This window comes from Geminocystis herdmanii PCC 6308 (genome assembly GCF_000332235.1).
Lineage (GTDB): Bacteria > Cyanobacteriota > Cyanobacteriia > Cyanobacteriales > Cyanobacteriaceae > Geminocystis > Geminocystis herdmanii.
Map to the genome: position 1 here is coordinate 2,046,926 of NZ_CM001775.1, position 16,408 is coordinate 2,063,333.

The 16,408-nt window shown below is 33.0% G+C and carries 14 protein-coding genes; 11 read left to right on the plus strand and 3 right to left on the minus strand.

The window, feature by feature from the left end; all coding sequences use genetic code 11:
* Positions 1-94: 94 nt before the first annotated feature.
* On the minus strand, positions 95-3,001 hold the full coding sequence (locus SYN6308_RS10195; RefSeq protein WP_017294339.1) for a glycerol-3-phosphate acyltransferase: 2,907 nt from the start codon (positions 2,999-3,001) through the stop codon (positions 95-97).
* A gap of 156 nt (positions 3,002-3,157) precedes the next feature.
* Here SYN6308_RS10195 and SYN6308_RS10200 point away from each other — a divergent pair, with 156 nt between their 5' ends.
* Together SYN6308_RS10200 and dnaK are read left to right on the plus strand one after the other, a co-directional pair.
* Positions 3,158-3,862 (plus strand): hypothetical protein, encoded by a 705-nt coding sequence (locus tag SYN6308_RS10200; protein ID WP_017294340.1) that lies wholly within the window; start codon positions 3,158-3,160, stop codon positions 3,860-3,862.
* Positions 3,863-4,170: 308 nt separating this feature from the next.
* Complete coding sequence (gene dnaK / locus SYN6308_RS10205) at positions 4,171-6,069, plus strand: molecular chaperone DnaK (RefSeq protein WP_017294341.1); 1,899 nt, start codon at positions 4,171-4,173, stop codon at positions 6,067-6,069.
* 280 nt (positions 6,070-6,349) lie between these two features.
* Here dnaK and SYN6308_RS10210 read toward each other — a convergent pair whose 3' ends face one another.
* Entirely contained in the window at positions 6,350-7,429 is a 1,080-nt protein-coding gene (locus SYN6308_RS10210) for a potassium channel family protein (protein ID WP_017294342.1), read from the minus strand.
* A 122-nt stretch (positions 7,430-7,551) separates the two neighbouring features.
* Here SYN6308_RS10210 and SYN6308_RS10215 point away from each other — a divergent pair, with 122 nt between their 5' ends.
* The 8 genes from SYN6308_RS10215 to SYN6308_RS10250 all read left to right on the plus strand — a co-directional run bounded on the left by SYN6308_RS10215 (position 7,552) and on the right by SYN6308_RS10250 (position 14,486).
* On the plus strand, positions 7,552-7,905 hold the full coding sequence (locus SYN6308_RS10215; RefSeq protein WP_017294343.1) for an ArsR/SmtB family transcription factor: 354 nt from the start codon (positions 7,552-7,554) through the stop codon (positions 7,903-7,905).
* 107 nt (positions 7,906-8,012) lie between these two features.
* A complete protein-coding gene (gene hrcA, locus SYN6308_RS10220; RefSeq protein WP_017294344.1) occupies positions 8,013-9,089 on the plus strand; it encodes a heat-inducible transcriptional repressor HrcA in 1,077 nt (358 codons plus the stop codon).
* Positions 9,090-9,251: 162 nt separating this feature from the next.
* Positions 9,252-10,040: an E3 ubiquitin ligase family protein gene (locus SYN6308_RS10225; RefSeq protein WP_017294345.1), complete on the plus strand. Its 789-nt coding sequence runs from the start codon at positions 9,252-9,254 to the stop codon at positions 10,038-10,040.
* Between the two features lie 112 nt (positions 10,041-10,152).
* Complete coding sequence (locus SYN6308_RS23370) at positions 10,153-10,650, plus strand: hypothetical protein (RefSeq protein WP_017294346.1); 498 nt, start codon at positions 10,153-10,155, stop codon at positions 10,648-10,650.
* Positions 10,651-10,761: 111 nt separating this feature from the next.
* Positions 10,762-11,445: a response regulator transcription factor gene (locus SYN6308_RS10235; RefSeq protein ID WP_017294347.1), complete on the plus strand. Its 684-nt coding sequence runs from the start codon at positions 10,762-10,764 to the stop codon at positions 11,443-11,445.
* Positions 11,446-11,491: 46 nt separating this feature from the next.
* A complete protein-coding gene (locus SYN6308_RS10240) occupies positions 11,492-12,775 on the plus strand; it encodes a sensor histidine kinase (RefSeq protein ID WP_158412754.1) in 1,284 nt (427 codons plus the stop codon).
* Positions 12,776-13,223: 448 nt separating this feature from the next.
* Positions 13,224-13,511: a hypothetical protein gene (locus SYN6308_RS10245; RefSeq protein ID WP_017294349.1), complete on the plus strand. Its 288-nt coding sequence runs from the start codon at positions 13,224-13,226 to the stop codon at positions 13,509-13,511.
* Positions 13,512-13,751: 240 nt separating this feature from the next.
* Complete coding sequence (locus tag SYN6308_RS10250; RefSeq protein WP_017294350.1) at positions 13,752-14,486, plus strand: hypothetical protein; 735 nt, start codon at positions 13,752-13,754, stop codon at positions 14,484-14,486.
* A gap of 107 nt (positions 14,487-14,593) precedes the next feature.
* On the opposite strand, the gene SYN6308_RS22260 is transcribed toward SYN6308_RS10250, so the two are convergent.
* Positions 14,594-15,310: a hypothetical protein gene (locus SYN6308_RS22260; protein ID WP_017294351.1), complete on the minus strand. Its 717-nt coding sequence runs from the start codon at positions 15,308-15,310 to the stop codon at positions 14,594-14,596.
* Positions 15,311-15,348: 38 nt separating this feature from the next.
* Here SYN6308_RS22260 and SYN6308_RS10260 point away from each other — a divergent pair, with 38 nt between their 5' ends.
* Entirely contained in the window at positions 15,349-16,368 is a 1,020-nt protein-coding gene (locus tag SYN6308_RS10260; RefSeq protein ID WP_017294352.1) for an IS630 family transposase, read from the plus strand.
* Positions 16,369-16,408: the final 40 nt, after the last annotated feature.

The window sequence follows — 16,408 nt, forward strand, 5'->3', positions numbered from 1 at the left end:
CCTTGTGAATTATTGTTGTATCCCATTAACCGCCTTGCAATAAATTGACAAGGCTAATAGCTACCGTCTGCTAAAGCGACTCAATTATTCATTCTCAATTCTGCATTTTCAATTCTTCATTGATAATTTCCACTGTACCTTTAACACCATTTAACCGCACTAATTGACCATTTTGTAAAATATCTGTAGCGTGGTTAATGTCCATTACCGCAGGAATACCATACTCTCTAGCGATAATCGCACCGTGGGAGAGTTTTCCTCCAACTTCGGCAATTATGCCTCCAGCTTGGGCTAAAATAGTTGACCAACCTGAGTCGGTATGGGGTACAACTAGAATAGTATCAGAATCGATATTTTCTGTGTCAGTGAGGGTTTTCAATATCTTAATTTTACCTTCAACAATTCCAGCGCTGGCGCCGATACCTTGAAGACAAGAATTTGTCAGGGTGGGAGTGTATTGGTAGGTTAAATCGATGTGGGGAGGTTTACCATATATTAGGTAAGGAATAGTGGTTATTTTTTTGCTTTCTTCCCATTCCAATTTCCTTTCTTTTACGATATTAACTATGTTTAATTCTTGATTTTTTTGGATAATATAATCTTTTATTTCTGCTAATTTTAAAAAGAATATATCGTTTTCTTGATTTAACCTATTTTCTGTCAATAGTTTTTTATCTAAAGCAAGGAAACTATAACGTAAATGAGCTAAAAATTGGGAGTAAATTGTGCTAACTTTTCCTTTTAATTCTAGTCTTTTTTGAACTGTATTAACTTTCCATTTATCCTTTTTTTTCTCTAGTTTTGTAATACTTGATTCGGTAAAATTATCCCCCACAAATTTAGTAAATATTATCTTCATTTGCTTAGAATTTTCACGCCAACGAGGAACAGATATATCGGTAGCAACTTCACTTAAATAACCGTATTTATCTAAACATTTTTCTAAGTTTTGTAAAATAGATTCCCCTTCATTGGTTTCTGTTAAATAGGCAAAAAAAGCAGCGTAATTAGTTAAGTCGATCGAGGCTAATTCATCTTTAGACAATAGTTTTCGGGCATCGATCGCAATTTTTTTGAGATCATTAATAGAGGCAATTTCGGGAATGTTGCGATAGTCTAATTCTTCGGGTAAAACCTTTAATATTTTTTGTCTTAAACTATAGCTTAAAGGAGCAAAAATACTATAGTAAGTGGCTTTTTTTAAGGTGGTTAAAATATCATCTATTCTTCTTAACAAATCCTGATAAGATAAACTATGAGGATCAATTTCTGTCAATTCATCCAATAAAGGGTTAAAATGTCGATCGAGATCATAATTAAATCGATTGTGCAACTTCCATTCATGATTTAATAAACGCCATAATCCGAATAAATTAATGAGAGTAGTAGATAAGGGAGGCTTAGTAAATTTAGCACCACGGGTAAGAAATTCTAAACTCTCAGGAGGCAACCCCATGCGCTTAAAAATTTCCCCTAAAAGAGTGGCATTAAAATAGGCTCGATGATAGTGTAAAGTAGCCGTTTTACCAAAATCTAAATTCTGAGCTTTTTTTCCTAAAACAATAGTAAAAATATCACCCCAAACACCACAGGTAAGAGGTTGATTAATTGACCATGTTAAAGGACATATTACACCCGGTATCACTTCTGAGGCAATTTTTCTTGTCCATAATGGTTGAAGGTTAGTAATAGGACGAGTTTGCAATAACCAAATTTTTTCACCGTCATAAGTCCATTCTATATCTTGAGGTTGCCCTTGGCATAAATTTTCGATTTCCCTCGCCATTTTTGCCACTTCTATCAAGACTTCTCTAGGGGTATTACCTTCCCCTTGTAAAGTTTCATCGGGGAAGTAAACTCGATATGCTTCGGGGGTAACTTCCCCTGAGACAACTTGAGTAGCCAATCCGGCTAAGGCTTCGATGCACACACAATCTTCTAGTTGATTTACAGGGTCTCTACTAAAAACTACACCAGAATATAAACCTTGTATTTGTTGCTGTACGATAACAGCCATACCTTGAGCTTTTTCTTGATTACCTTGACGATAATTAAGTGCGATCGAGCTATCATAGGAAGATAAACAAGCAATGATAGCCTGTTGCAAACTATTTTTATCCGTCACATTGAGAAAACTATCATAAATTCCTGCCGCCGAAGCCGTCAAAGAATCCTCATCTAAAGCGCTCGATCGAACTACCAAGGGATTACTTAAAGAAGGTTGTAAAAAATCACAGAGTTTAAAAACATCATCCCCAGCTTTGATTACCCACCCTTGGGGTACATCATAACCCCATAGAGACAAAAGAGATAAATTACTTGCTTTAGCGCCCACTTGACGAGGATTTAAGACATCATTTAAACTGAGAATACCGTTATCACCCCTAAAAAAACGAAACACCTTAGCAGACTCCCCATTAACTTGATTAGAACTTAATTGTAGATCATCTCCTATATTTTGGTATATCCAGATTAAAATACTAGCAAGTACGATCGTGCTTAAAACATAAATACTATCATGAATTTTTAGTGCTGACAAGATTACTACCATCAACACCAAAACCCCAACTCTACCGCTTTGCTTCTCACGCCAGATAGTAAAATTCACTCCCCCCAACAAAGCAATTAATAAGGAAGCTAGAGGATTATGAGTCACAATTCCCCAAGTGACATTCGTAGCTCCTGCCCCTTTACCCCAAAAAAAGCGCCCCAAGACTAAAGCAATAATAGCGACAATTTCCCAAGTTGAACCGAGAGGAAAGAAAAGCCTAGTTAAAAGCACTACAGCAATACCTTTTCCTGCTTCCGACAATACCGCCAAGATACCTGCCAATTTTCCCCCGTGATAAAAAGCCGCCGACACCGAAATATTACCCGTGCCTAATTTCTTTAAATCCTTCCCTGATACTGCATAGGTAAACCAATCAATAAGAGGAATTGCGCCAATTATAGGAGAGACGACAAGAATAATGGACATTCCCCAAACCTGTGTTAAAGTCATATCGATCGAATATATATAAATTATTAACTATAATTTAATTTTAAAGAAAGCCTGATTGAGTTTCTTAATTACCTTTTGCCATTCAATTATCGGATAATTTCGTCAATCTTTGCGTTTTTTGCTCCTTTCCGTGATAAAATATCGTGACTTAAAAATATGAGAAAACCAAGATCAAAAACAAATATAAGTAAGTATTTTTTAGGATTATTAAGTATATCTAGCCTATTTTTATTACCTAATTCAGCTAAAGCAGATAGCCCTTTAACCAGTACAAATATTGCTAATTACTATCAAGATATTGAGATTATTTCCACAGCACAAAAGACGAAAATAATCGATGAAAAAATATTAAAGTTTTTATTAAGTAAAGCACCTTTAGATGAAAAATCAGCAGTAATTAATGCTTTAGGATGGAATTTTGAAGGACAAAATAATAGTTATTTATTCTTAGAAGGTTTCGCTAAAAGTAAAGGTTTAAAAATAAATGATTTAACCATCGAACAGCTTAGTTATTCAGATAAATTTGTTTTAGGTTATCTCTTAGCCATGGACGATTACTTAAATTTATCACCTCTCGATCGAAATAGTTCAATCTCTTTATTTAAGATAACTCCCTTAGAATTATTAACCTCAGTAGCCTTAGAATTACCTGATAATTTTACTGCTCATTTTATTCGTGCTTTGGTAGAAGGACAAAATAATTTATCTAACCCAGAATCATGGTGTAATATTTATCAAATTCATCAATTAGTTTTGAATCAATTTCCTTTATCCGAAAGAAATTTACGACCTTTAGCAGTAGAAAATATTATGGATTATATTAATCTTTATGGTGAATATTGTCAAGGAAAAACACCTTAGTTGAAATACTTTTTTTCGTTCATCATTGACTACATTTAGTGCAAAAAGGCTTGAAACTCTTACTCCGAAAAAATAAAATATCCTCCTGTCTTCCTGTCTCCCTGTCTTCCTGTCTCCCTCTCTCCCCATTCCCCTAATTAAAGGTACGGAAAACTACACTACCAGAAAACGATCGCTTCCCTCACTATAGAAATAGGAAATTAATAATTGAATATTGACAGTTAACAAATAAATTTTAAAATTGCTAATTATCAATGATCAATCTTTAATGTATAGAAAATTATATATAATAAAAGGAAAAAAAATATATGGGAAAAGTCGTAGGTATAGATTTAGGTACAACTAACTCTTGTGTAGCAGTAATGGAAGGCGGAAAACCAGTAGTTATTGCTAATGCTGAAGGTTTTAGAACCACACCTTCTGTAGTTGCTTATGCTAAAAATGGCGATCGATTAGTCGGGCAAATCGCTAAACGTCAAGGGGTAATGAATCCCGAAAATACCTTCTATTCCGTTAAACGTTTTATCGGTAGAAGATATGATGAAGTTACCAACGAAACCACAGAGGTATCTTATAAAGTATTAAATGTTGGTGGCAATGTCAAAATAGATTCTCCTTCTCAGGGTAAACAATTTTCTCCTGAAGAAATTTCTGCTCAAGTTTTGCGCAAATTAGTGGAAGATGCTAGTAAATACTTAGGGGAAACTGTCACCGAAGCCGTAATTACCGTACCAGCTTATTTTAATGATTCTCAACGTCAAGCGACTAAAGACGCTGGAAAAATTGCGGGGATTGAAGTAAAACGTATTATCAACGAACCTACTGCGGCATCTTTAGCCTATGGCTTAGATAGAAAAAGTAACGAAACCATCTTAGTATTTGACTTAGGCGGAGGTACATTTGACGTTTCTGTATTGGAGGTGGGAGACGGTGTATTTGAAGTTTTGTCAACCTCTGGGGATACCCACTTAGGAGGAGATGACTTTGATAAAAAAATTGTGGACTTCCTCGCCGAAGATTTTAAAGGCAAAGAAGGCATTGATTTACGCAAAGATAAACAGGCTTTACAACGTCTTACCGAAGCCGCCGAAAAAGCGAAAATAGAACTTTCTAGCGTGTCTCAAGCAGAAATTAACTTACCCTTCATTACCGCTACCCAAGACGGACCTAAACACTTAGAATTAACTTTAACAAGAGCTAAATTTGAGTCTTTATGTTCTGATTTGATCGATCGATGTGCTATTCCTGTACAAAATGCGCTCAAAGATTCTAAACTCAGCGCTAGTGATATTGATGAAGTTGTTTTAGTTGGTGGCTCAACTCGTATTCCTGCTGTCAAAGAAGTAGTTAAAAAAGTTCTTGGAAAAGAGCCTAATCAAACCGTTAACCCCGATGAAGTGGTAGCTGTGGGAGCGGCTATTCAAGGAGGAGTTTTAGCAGGAGAAGTCAAAGATATTCTCTTATTAGATGTATCCCCTCTTTCTTTAGGTGTAGAAACCCTCGGCGGTGTAATGACCAAAATTATCCCCAGAAATACCACCATCCCCACCAAAAAATCGGAAACCTTCTCTACAGCAGTGGATGGACAAAGTAACGTGGAAATCCATGTTTTACAAGGTGAGCGTGAATTTTCCAAAGATAACAAGAGTTTAGGTACTTTCCGTTTAGATGGTATTCCTCCTGCTCCTCGTGGTGTACCTCAAATTGAAGTTATCTTCGATATTGATGCTAACGGTATTTTAAACGTAACTGCTAAGGACAAAGGTACTGGTAAAGAGCAATCTATTAGTATCACTGGTGCTTCTACTTTACCCGATGATGAAGTCGATCGTATGGTGAAAGAAGCGGAAGCTAATGCCGCCTCCGACAAAGAAAGACGGGAGCAAGTAGAGCGTAAAAACCAAGCGGATTCTTTAGTTAATCAAGCAGAAAAACAATTAAGCGAATTGGGTGATAAAGTGTCTGGTGATGATAAAACTAAAGCCGAAGACTTAATTAACCAACTTCGTGATGCCGTTGCTCAAGACGATGATGAGAAAATTAAAACCGTCATGCCTGAATTGCAACAGGTACTATACACCATCGGCACTAACATTTATCAACAATCTGGTGGTGCAACCCCTCCGGGGGCTGATTCCACAGGTGGCGGTGATACTGGAGCAAAAACTGGTGGTGATGATGTCATCGATGCTGAATTTTCTGAATAATTTGTTTGATTAGACATCGACAATACCTCTCGTAGAGGTGTAAAATTTTACGCCTCTACAACAACCTCAGTTCGACATAAAGAAAATGATGAAAACTAGACAGGTGGACAAGTGGACAAGTGGACAGGGAGAAAAATTCTCAATATTTGATGTACTTTTGAGAGAATTTTATTCATTCATCAGAAATACAATCTTCCTGTCTTCCTGTCTTCCTGTCTTCGGAGTCTTCCAAGTCAGCCCTCACCTATTTTTATATCGAACTCAGGTCACTCAGGTGAACTCAATTTTTCTTGGACTTAATCGGACTTAAAATATTATTTAAGATTCTTAATTGCTCTGCTGTACCCATACAAATTAAAGAATCTCCCGCTTCTAAAACACTATCCCCAGTAGGTCCAGCTATCAACCTACCATCACAACGACGAATAGCCACCACTAAAGCGCCTGATTTAGCCCTTAATTGAGTTTCTGCTAAAGTTTGACCAATACAAGGACAATTATTTTCATCTAATAAACATTCTTCTAAATAAAAAGCCCTTTCTCCACCACTGAGAATACCATCAACAAAATCCATTATTTGAGGGCGTAAGGCGGCGGCGGCTAATCTTTTTCCTCCCGTAATATAGGGAGAAACAACCGCATCGGCTCCGGCTCGTTCTAATTTCTTTACCGCTTCTTCCGTACTAGCTCTGGCGATCGCACGAATATTCGGATTAAGAGCTTTAGCAGACATAACAGTATAGAGATTATCTGCATCAGAACTAAGAGCTGCTATAATACAAACAGCATTTTCAATTTTTGCTAATAACAAATATTCATCTAAAGTAGCATCCCCTTGAAGCACTAAATATCCTTGTTGTTGGGCTTTTTCAATCTCATCTAATTCTGAGTCAATGATAATAAAAGGGATATTTTCTACGGCAAATTCCCTCGCTACATGACTCCCCGTGCGCCCATAACCGCATAATATATAATGGTTGGATAATTTATCAATCACGTTTCTTTTTTGTCTTAAACGAATACTTTCTCGAAAATAACCCTGTAAAAAAGCCTCGGTAATTCGATTCACTAAATAACCGATGACGATAATCCCCATTAATATTAGCACCATGGTGAATAATCGAGATCGATCGTCCAGAGGATTTACTTCCCCAAAACCCACGGTAGATAAAGTGATCATAGTCATATAAACAGAATCGATTAATGACCATTCTTCGATTAACCAAAACCAAAGTGTACCAGTGAGAAAGACTATTCCTAAAAGTATTGAACCACCTATGAGTTCTCTTTTGAGTCGTAAATAGTTTTTTTCTAAGGTGGTTTGAGTTACTTTTGATTTTTTAAAGAAAATATCACTCAACTCCTAAATTTATAGATTAATCCTAATTCATTATCTATGATCCATTGTCAATTCTCAATTATTTTTTGTGGGATTTGGACAAAGTTCATTGTAAAATGTAAGTGTAAATTAATAAAAGTCCTATGGTTACACCCCAACCAGTACCTTCAGAAATTATTGAACAAGTTGCAGAATACTTTAATATTTTGAGTAACCCCATGCGTTTGCAAATTCTCAATCTGTTGGGGGATGGAGAAAAATGTGTTCAAGAATTGGTTGAGGAGACTAAAACGAGTCAAGCGAATGTTTCTAAACATTTAAAAATTATGCTACAGGCTGGAATTATTAACCGTCGCCCTGAAGGTACATCGGCTTATTACTATGTGGAGGATAGCCTAATTTTTGAGTTATCTCACCTTGTTTGTAACCGTTTGGCTGAAAAAATTGAAAAACAAGCCCTTCAGTTTCGTAATTTAACTCTTGCTAATAAGATATAGGAGACAGGAGAGAGGAGACAGGAAATAGGAGAAATACTTTATTTTTTTTAAAAACCTTTACAATAAGTTTAATCAATATTTTTTCATAACAAAATAGATACTCTAAGATGACTGTTCAAATTATACTCAATGAACGCCATCGCAAAATTTTACAGGCAACCGTAAAACATTATATTGCGACTGCCGAGCCTGTTGGCTCAAAAACTTTAATCGATGAATATGATTTTAGCGTTAGTTCTGCTACTATTCGTAATGTGATGGGGAAGTTAGAAAAGGCTGGTTTTCTTTATCAACCTCATATTTCGGCGGGGAGAATCCCCTCTGATTCTGGTTATCGTGTTTATGTAGATCAATTAATTGATACTGAAAATACGATGAAATTTCCAGTCGATCGAATCATAAATGATACCATAAAAACGGTTTCTGGTCGTTACGAAATTTTGTTTCAAAAAATCACTAATATTTTGGCAGATTTAAGTGGTTGTATTGCTTTAATTACTTTGCCTCAAATTGCTAGTAATATTCTTCATCATTTGCAACTGGTTCGATTAGCTAATGATCAAATAATGTTAGTCATGGTAATTGACAATTATCAAACGGAATCTATTTTACTTGATAGTCAACAATTAAAGATACCCCATGATGATGATTGTCAGGAAATGATCGATCGAGAGTTAGAAATATTATCTAATTTTTTGAACCACAAATTAAAGGGAAAATCTTTGACAGAAATCAGTAGTTTAGATTGGAGTGAATTAAGTAATGATTTTTTAGTTTATGCTGATTTTATTAATAATTTATTAAATAAAATTAAAGCTAATTATCGTTTATCTAACAATACAACTATTTTGACTCAAGGATTATCAAAATTAGTACAACAACCTGAGTTTGCTCATATAGAACAAATAAAGATTTTACTAAAATTGATTGAAAAAGAACAAGATCAGCTTTTTCCTTTAGTTTTTAATACTCAAGAAAATCAATTATGTCAAAAGGTAAAAATTTCGATCGGCTCTGAAAACCCCTTAGAATCGATGCAATTTTGTAGTTTAATTTCTGCCTATTATTATCAAGGGGAATATCCTGCAGGAAGTGTCGGTATTATTGGACCTACTCGCATCGCCTATGAATATGCGATCGCACTGGTAGAATCCACCGCCGATTATCTATCAAAACAACTGTAAAAAAAATCCTGAAAATAATTTTACTTTGCTCGATCGTTTTTGGGTGTATATTAGTGATCAATCAGCAAATCCTTGGTCAAATAAATAGTCATTTATTTATTAATAAATAAAGCAAAAAATAATCTAATATAATTTTAAAACTATTATCAATAAAATAAAAAAATGTTATTGGGAATTATTTTGATAATTATCGGAATTGTACTTTTTATTATTCGACAAATTCAAGCCAAAGAATTACTAAGTTTACAATCCGCTAGACAAACAAATATCGAGGAATTAATTAGTACAGCTAACTCTATTAGTCAGGAAATAGGTGGAGGAGATTGGCGAGATTATGTCAAAATATGGGGAAAAATAACCGTCAATAAACCTATATTATCAGAACTTAAACAAGAACCCTGTGTTTATTATAAAATGAAAGTACAACGGGAATATGAGGAAAAAGAAATCACCTCTGATAGTAAAGGTAATCGACAAGAAAGAATGGTAAAAAAAACTGAAACTATTTCCGAAAATGTTCGATCGATCCCTTTTTTTTTAGAAGATAAAACTGGTAGAATTATAGTTAATCCTGAAGAAGGAAAAATCGACACTATTAAAATTTTAGATGAATTTCGCAACGAATCCAGCGAAGGAGGAATGTTGCAATTTGGTAACTTTTCTTTGATGTTAAATAATAATTTTTTAAACAGTAGTCGGCGTATATTCGGTTATCGTTATAAAGAATCAATTTTACCCATAGACAGAGAAATATTAGTCATCGGACAAGTTAGTGATGAAACAGGAGATTTAAGGATACATAAACCCTCGAATAATCAAGAAAAATTCATGATTTCCCTCAAAACTAATGAGGCTTTAATTCACAGTTACGGGCAAAATCAACAAAACTTATTTTATGGTTTTATTAGCTGTATTGTTATTGGTATTGTTATAATTTTTATCTCAATGTAATATAGTTAAAAATTATTGATTAATACTAAAAATTATCACTCTTCCCTAGATTTTCACTTTTCTTCTTTAAACTGAGATTATCAGACAATTAAACTATAAGAGGTTAAAATCCATGAGTCAACATTCTTCATCTATTTCTGAGATTTTGGGGACTGTAGGAGCAATTTTCGATGATAATAAGTTTATCCTAGAAACAGACAATGGTCAAATTTCGATCGAAGCCGATATAAGAGATTATCTAGCCTTAAATTTAACCTCTGGAGAAAGAGTAACAGTAAGAGGAAGTTACGATGACAACGATTTCGAGGCGGTGTCAATTATTCGTGAAGATGGTTCTCCAGTACTAACAGCAGATATTTTGGAAAATGATCCCTATGATGATCATAGCAACGATTTAGATGATAATTACCATGACAATAGCAACGATTTAGATGATAATTACCATGACAATAGCAATAATTTAGATGATAATTACTATGATAATAGCAATAATTTAGATGATAATTACCATGATAATAGTAATAATTTAGATGATAATTTTGGAGATGATCTTTTTGGACTAAATAACAATACAAAGGTACGAAATTATATGCACAAAAATATAATCTAAATATTTATAATAAATATTTAAACAAACTAGATATAATCTTCCTTTGAAATTAAAAATGCAAACTTAATAGCTAAAGTTAGTTATCTTTATAACTAAATTCTTCAAAAATTTATGAAAATATTAATCGTAGAAGATGATCTCAGAATTGCTCAGAATTTAGCTGAATTTCTGGGAAAAAAACACTATATTATAGAAATAGCTTATGATGGAGAAACTGGTTATGATTTAGCTCAAATGGGTAATTATGATTTGATTATTCTTGATTTAACTTTACCGAAAATGGATGGTATTACTATTTGTCAAAAATTAAGAAAAAATAAATGTCAGTCATTAATTCTCATGTTAACGGCAAGAGACACTAATTTAGATCAAGTTACTGGTTTAGATGCTGGAGCGGATGACTATATTATTAAACCTTTTGATTTACAATTATTATTAGCAAGAATCAGGGCTTTATCAAGAAGAAATAGTCCCCATTTAACTTCTATTAAAACTTGGGAAGACTTGACTTTAGATACTAATAAATATGAAGTAAAATATCAAGATAAATTAGTTAATTTAAGTCCGAAAGAATATCAATTATTAGAACTATTTTTAATAAATTGCGATCGAACCCTTACTAAAGAAATAATTATAGATCAACTATGGTCAATGGAAGAAATACCTCAAGAAGAAACAGTAAAAGCCCATATTAAAGGAATTAGAAAAAAACTTAAATTAGCAGGATTACAAACTAACATTATAGAAAATATTTACGGTATTGGCTATCGTTTAAATTCCTATGTTTCCTCATAAATTTCAACAAATAAAATCACAATTAATGTTATCTTATCTAGGGATAATGATAGCAATTTTAGGTTCGACAAGTTTAATTATTTATGAAATTATCTCCCATAATTTATTCCGACAATTTGAAAATAATGCTCTAAAAACGGCAACAAATGCAGGATTAATTTTAGATTTAGTCAAACATGAACATGAGGAATATTTTAAACCTAATGATTTCAACCTAACATTAAAAGATTTAATTAATAGAAGTGAAGCAAATATAAATATTGCTAACAATAATGTATATAAAAATAATCCTTATTTTTTTGGTAATCAAGATATATCAATACAATGGTTAAATGAAGAAAAAAAAGTTTTAGTAAAAGAAGGTAATTTAATCATACAATGGGAAGAATTTTCTCCTAGTAAAATAAACAAATATTATGACTATCAAAATAACTTATTTTCCCTTATTTTACCGATCAAAAACCATAAAAATGATCAACTAATTGGCTATATAAAAATTATAGAATCAACAGGTTTTCTCAAAAATAATTTATTTTGGTTGAAAATCAGTCTAATTTTAGGGGGCGGATTCGCCTTAATCTTAACCACTGGTGGGGCATTTTTACTGACAAAACAATCATTACAACCAATTATTGCCAGTTTTCAAGAATTAAAACAATTTACCGCCGATGCTTCCCACGAATTACGCACCCCTTTAACGGTGATTAAAACTTCTGCTGACTTAGTTTTAAATAACCATGAGGAAATAAGTCAAGATAATCTCCATAAAATCAAAACCATCGTTTCTGCTACAGAAGAAATGAATATTTTAGTTAATGATTTACTATTATTGGCGAGAATGGATAAAGAAATCACAGAGAAGGAAAAATTCTTTATTAAACTTCCCCTTGATGAGATTTGTGAGGATTTATTCGACTTACTGGAAGTACAAGCACAATCGAGTCAGATAACTTTAAAATGTGATTTAACGCCAAATTTATGGATTAAAGGTAATGCTTCCCATGTACAAAGACTTTTAACAAATATTCTTAGCAATGCTTTACAATACACCCCAAAAAAGGGCAAAGTAATTTTCACCTTAAAAAAAGAATTACATTGGGCAATTATAACTGTCGAAGATACAGGTATCGGTATCAATTCTCAAGAGTTGAAAAATATCTTTCATCGTTTCTGGCGAGGAGAAGGAGGAAGAAGTCACAGAAAAGAAGGTAGTGGTTTAGGTTTAGCCATCGCAGAAAAAATTGCCATTCATCATGGTGGCAAAATCACCGTAGAAAGTGTTTTATCTCAAGGTAGCACTTTCCGAATTTATTTACCGATAATTGGGTGAACTATCTACACTGAATCAAAGATTACAGTCTCGGCTTCCTACCCAATCAATTGCCAATATAGTTAGACTATATTAGTCTTACATCGAGGCGATAGGCTTTGCCCCTCGTCCCAAAGGTCGTTTACACGGTATCATAGAGTTATATTTAGGGTCTGCTGAAAAAATATGAGGCAAACCCTATTTATGTATATGGCTTGGTTATCACCATTATCCGCCCGTGTGCGGTTGTTCTTGTATTATCATAATTTTCCAAATTATGACAAAATAGAACGTTTATTTTATTGCTTGAGATACTTCCCACACCGAAACGTTTTTGTTTGGGAGAGTGTTTAGGGTGTGGGGAAACCTCTCTCGACATTTAAGCTAATATCAAAATTATTTTCTTCCCTAGATTTTCACTTTTGTTTTTTATACTCTATATTATCAAGTTTAAAATAGGTATTGAATAATGGATAGTAGAGACTTTCGTAAATTACATCGCAAAATTGCCCCAATCGTTTTTTTACCCTTATTTATTACGGCTTTTACGGGAATTTTATATAGAGTTGCAAGAAGTTGGTTTGGTGCATCTGATGAAATTGGGGATATGATTATGTTTATTCATCAGGGAACATATTTAGGCAAAGATTTAAGGGTTTTTTATGTGATTCTTAATGGTTTGGGTTTGACTGCTATGGTAGTTAGTGGTATTGTTATGTCTGGTATTTTCTTTAGTCGTCGTAAAACTTCTGAATAATCACCATGTGTGAATTATAACTTTATTCATGACAAGAAGTAATAAGCAATAAATAACGAGTAATGAGTACAATAATTGAGATTTAAACTATTAAAATTGATTTGTTGTTATTATTTATTAAATTTAATTCCCTTGTCTTATTTACTTTTTCTCCTTCAAAACTCTCAATTATAGATTAATTTCATATATTGAAATATGAGTAAGATATAATGAAATAAGTAAAAAATTTCAGAAAAAAATATGACAACGACGGCGGATGATGTGTGGCAATTGTTAGCAGAGTTAGCAACTGCTCAAAAAGAAACAGAAAGACGATTTCAAGAAACCGATCGAATTTTGAAAGAACAATCCTTAGAAACAGAAAGACGATTTCAAGAAACCGATCGAATTTTGAAAGAACAATCCTTAGAAACAGATAGACGTTTACAAGAAACCGATCGAATTTTGAAAGAGCAATCCTTAGAAACAGATAGACGTTTACAGGAAACCGATCGAATTTTGAAAGAGCAATCACAAAAAACCGATCGACAAATCAAACAAGTAAATCAACAGTTAGGTAAACTGGGTAATCGTTTAGGAGAATTTGTGGAATGGCAAGTACGCCCGGCGGCGGTACGTTTATTTAGAGAGCGTGGGGTTGATGTTCATGAGTTACAATCAGATGTATCGGTTAAAAGAATCGATGGTGGTTTAGAAATTGATTTATTGGTGGTGAATGAGACGGAAGTTGTCTTAGTGGAAGTAAAGAGTAAATTAACTCAACCAGATGTGGATGAACATTTGGAGCGTTTAGAGAAGTTTAAACAATTGATGCCAAGGTATCAAAACATGAAGGCATTAGGTGCAGTAGCGGCGATGGTAGTTACCGATGAGGTGGCAAATTATGCCTATAGTCACGGGTTATTTGTTCTCGCACAATCAGGGGAAAGTATGGTTATTCTTAATTCTTTTGAGTTTCAGCCCAAAACTTGGTAAGACAGAGTTCGATCGAGCATAAATTGTCTTCAAAGAGAATATTTTGTTCAGTTTTCATAATCATAAAATTCCTCAATATACTGATTTTATTATTACTTAAATGATGATTAATTTAAATAATTATTTATCAAGTACGATCGAAAAATAGAAGATAATTTAAAGACAATTTTTTGTTCTATAATTTTCTCTAATAAATATCTATTTTGTAAAGACTCTAAAGCATTAATTAAATTTGTTGACGACAAATCCAAACTTGTTTTTAATTCTTCTCTGGATAAAAGTTTTTCTGAATTACAGAATACCAATACAATTTCTTGTTCTTTTGGGGATAATCTATTAAACAATAACTGTAATTTTATTTCTATCTCTTTAGTAATAATCAATTCTTTTTCTGCTAAAAACTCTCTGACAAAACCATCAAAAATATTATTAATACAATAAATTATATTCTGTAAATAAAATGGATTTCCCTCATATAAAGTCAGTAAATTTAACCAGCTATCTTCATCTTTTAAACCCATATTTTTCAAAAAATTTATATCCTTTAAACCTGATAACTCTAAACATTTAATCGGGTATAAATTACAGTCCAAATACTTCATCTCTTGACATTTTTCTTGACTGATTAAAATAGCATGACTTTGATGATCAGTTTCCATGATTCTCTTGAAAAAATTTTGATAATCTTGGTATTGTGGTTGACATTGTCCTGCTAGTTGATTGGGAATAAATAAATTTTCTAATTCATCAAAAATAAGTAAACATTTTCTAGCTCTTAACAGTTCAAATAATTGATTTAATTTATTATAGCAATAAGGAATCATTTGTGAGAAAATACTAAAAACAATTAGTAAGAAAAATTGTGAAAGAATTAGACCAGTTTATCGAATCAAATCCAGATTCTAGAGAATTAAAAAGGGCATTAGCAGTCAGAATGACCCTTCAAGGTTATTCACATCGGGCAATCAAGAAAATTCTCCAGGTCTGTTCAGGATTTATTAGTAAATGGAAAGAACAATATATTATTCATGGCATAGAAGCACTCAAATTAGGATATAAAGGTTCGGTGGGATATTTGAGTAAAGAGGAAAAAACAGAACTGTTTCAATGGCTAAACAGTCAAGAAAGTTTGACCTTAGGGGAATTAGAATATTATATAGCCCAAAAGTACGGAGTAACTTATCAGGCAAAATCAAGCTATTATGATCTATTAGATGAAGGACAAATATCATGGAAAAAATCCCAAAAGAAAAATCCACAAAAAAATCAAGATTTAGTGGATAAAAAAAAAGAAGAAATAAAGGAATATATCGAGAAAAATAAAGAAAAAATAGAGTTGGGGAACTTAAAAATATTTTTTGTGGATGAATGTCACTTATTATGGGGTGATATTTGTGGATATGTTTGGGGGAAAAAAGCAGAGAGAATAGAAGTGCCAATTAGAAATGAAAAAGAGAGACAAACTTATTATGGGGGAGTAAACTATAGAACAGGACAGGTATTTATTAAGGATTATGAAGTAGGCAATACAGAAAATACAATAAACTTTATAAAATACTTAATATCAAAAAATAAGGATAGTCAAATAGTAATAATTTGGGATGGAGCAAAATATCATATAAGTAAAGAATTAAAGGAGTATTTAGGAAAAATAAATGAGGGAAAAGAACAAGAAGACTGGTTGGTAAAATGTATAAAATTAGCACCAAATGCACCGGAACAAAATCCCATAGAAGATGTCTGGTTACAGGGAAAAGAAATATTAAGAAAATACTGGAATATGTGCAAAACCTTCAAAATAGTAAAGTGGTTATTTGAATGGGCAATTAAAGAACATATATTCAGTTTTCCCAAACTATCAATGTATGCTTCTTTCTCATGAATCATTCCTGATTGCTATAGTAAAATAAAACCGCAGTTAG

What these genes read in the sequence shown, in the direction of transcription:
- SYN6308_RS10215 (WP_017294343.1), top strand. Translation starts at nt 7,552, where the DNA reads ATGGTTACACCCCAACCAGTACCTTCAGAAATTATTGAACAAGTTGCA.
- SYN6308_RS10250 (WP_017294350.1), top strand. Translation starts at nt 13,752, where the DNA reads ATGACAACGACGGCGGATGATGTGTGGCAATTGTTAGCAGAGTTAGCA.
- dnaK (WP_017294341.1), top strand. Translation starts at nt 4,171, where the DNA reads ATGGGAAAAGTCGTAGGTATAGATTTAGGTACAACTAACTCTTGTGTA.
- SYN6308_RS22260 (WP_017294351.1), bottom strand. Translation starts at nt 15,310, where the DNA reads ATGATTCCTTATTGCTATAATAAATTAAATCAATTATTTGAACTGTTA.
- SYN6308_RS23370 (WP_017294346.1), top strand. Translation starts at nt 10,153, where the DNA reads ATGAGTCAACATTCTTCATCTATTTCTGAGATTTTGGGGACTGTAGGA.
- SYN6308_RS10200 (WP_017294340.1), top strand. Translation starts at nt 3,158, where the DNA reads ATGAGAAAACCAAGATCAAAAACAAATATAAGTAAGTATTTTTTAGGA.
- SYN6308_RS10225 (WP_017294345.1), top strand. Translation starts at nt 9,252, where the DNA reads ATGTTATTGGGAATTATTTTGATAATTATCGGAATTGTACTTTTTATT.
- SYN6308_RS10195 (WP_017294339.1), bottom strand. Translation starts at nt 3,001, where the DNA reads ATGACTTTAACACAGGTTTGGGGAATGTCCATTATTCTTGTCGTCTCT.
- SYN6308_RS10245 (WP_017294349.1), top strand. Translation starts at nt 13,224, where the DNA reads ATGGATAGTAGAGACTTTCGTAAATTACATCGCAAAATTGCCCCAATC.
- SYN6308_RS10240 (WP_158412754.1), top strand. Translation starts at nt 11,492, where the DNA reads ATGATAGCAATTTTAGGTTCGACAAGTTTAATTATTTATGAAATTATC.
- hrcA (WP_017294344.1), top strand. Translation starts at nt 8,013, where the DNA reads ATGACTGTTCAAATTATACTCAATGAACGCCATCGCAAAATTTTACAG.
- SYN6308_RS10235 (WP_017294347.1), top strand. Translation starts at nt 10,762, where the DNA reads ATGAAAATATTAATCGTAGAAGATGATCTCAGAATTGCTCAGAATTTA.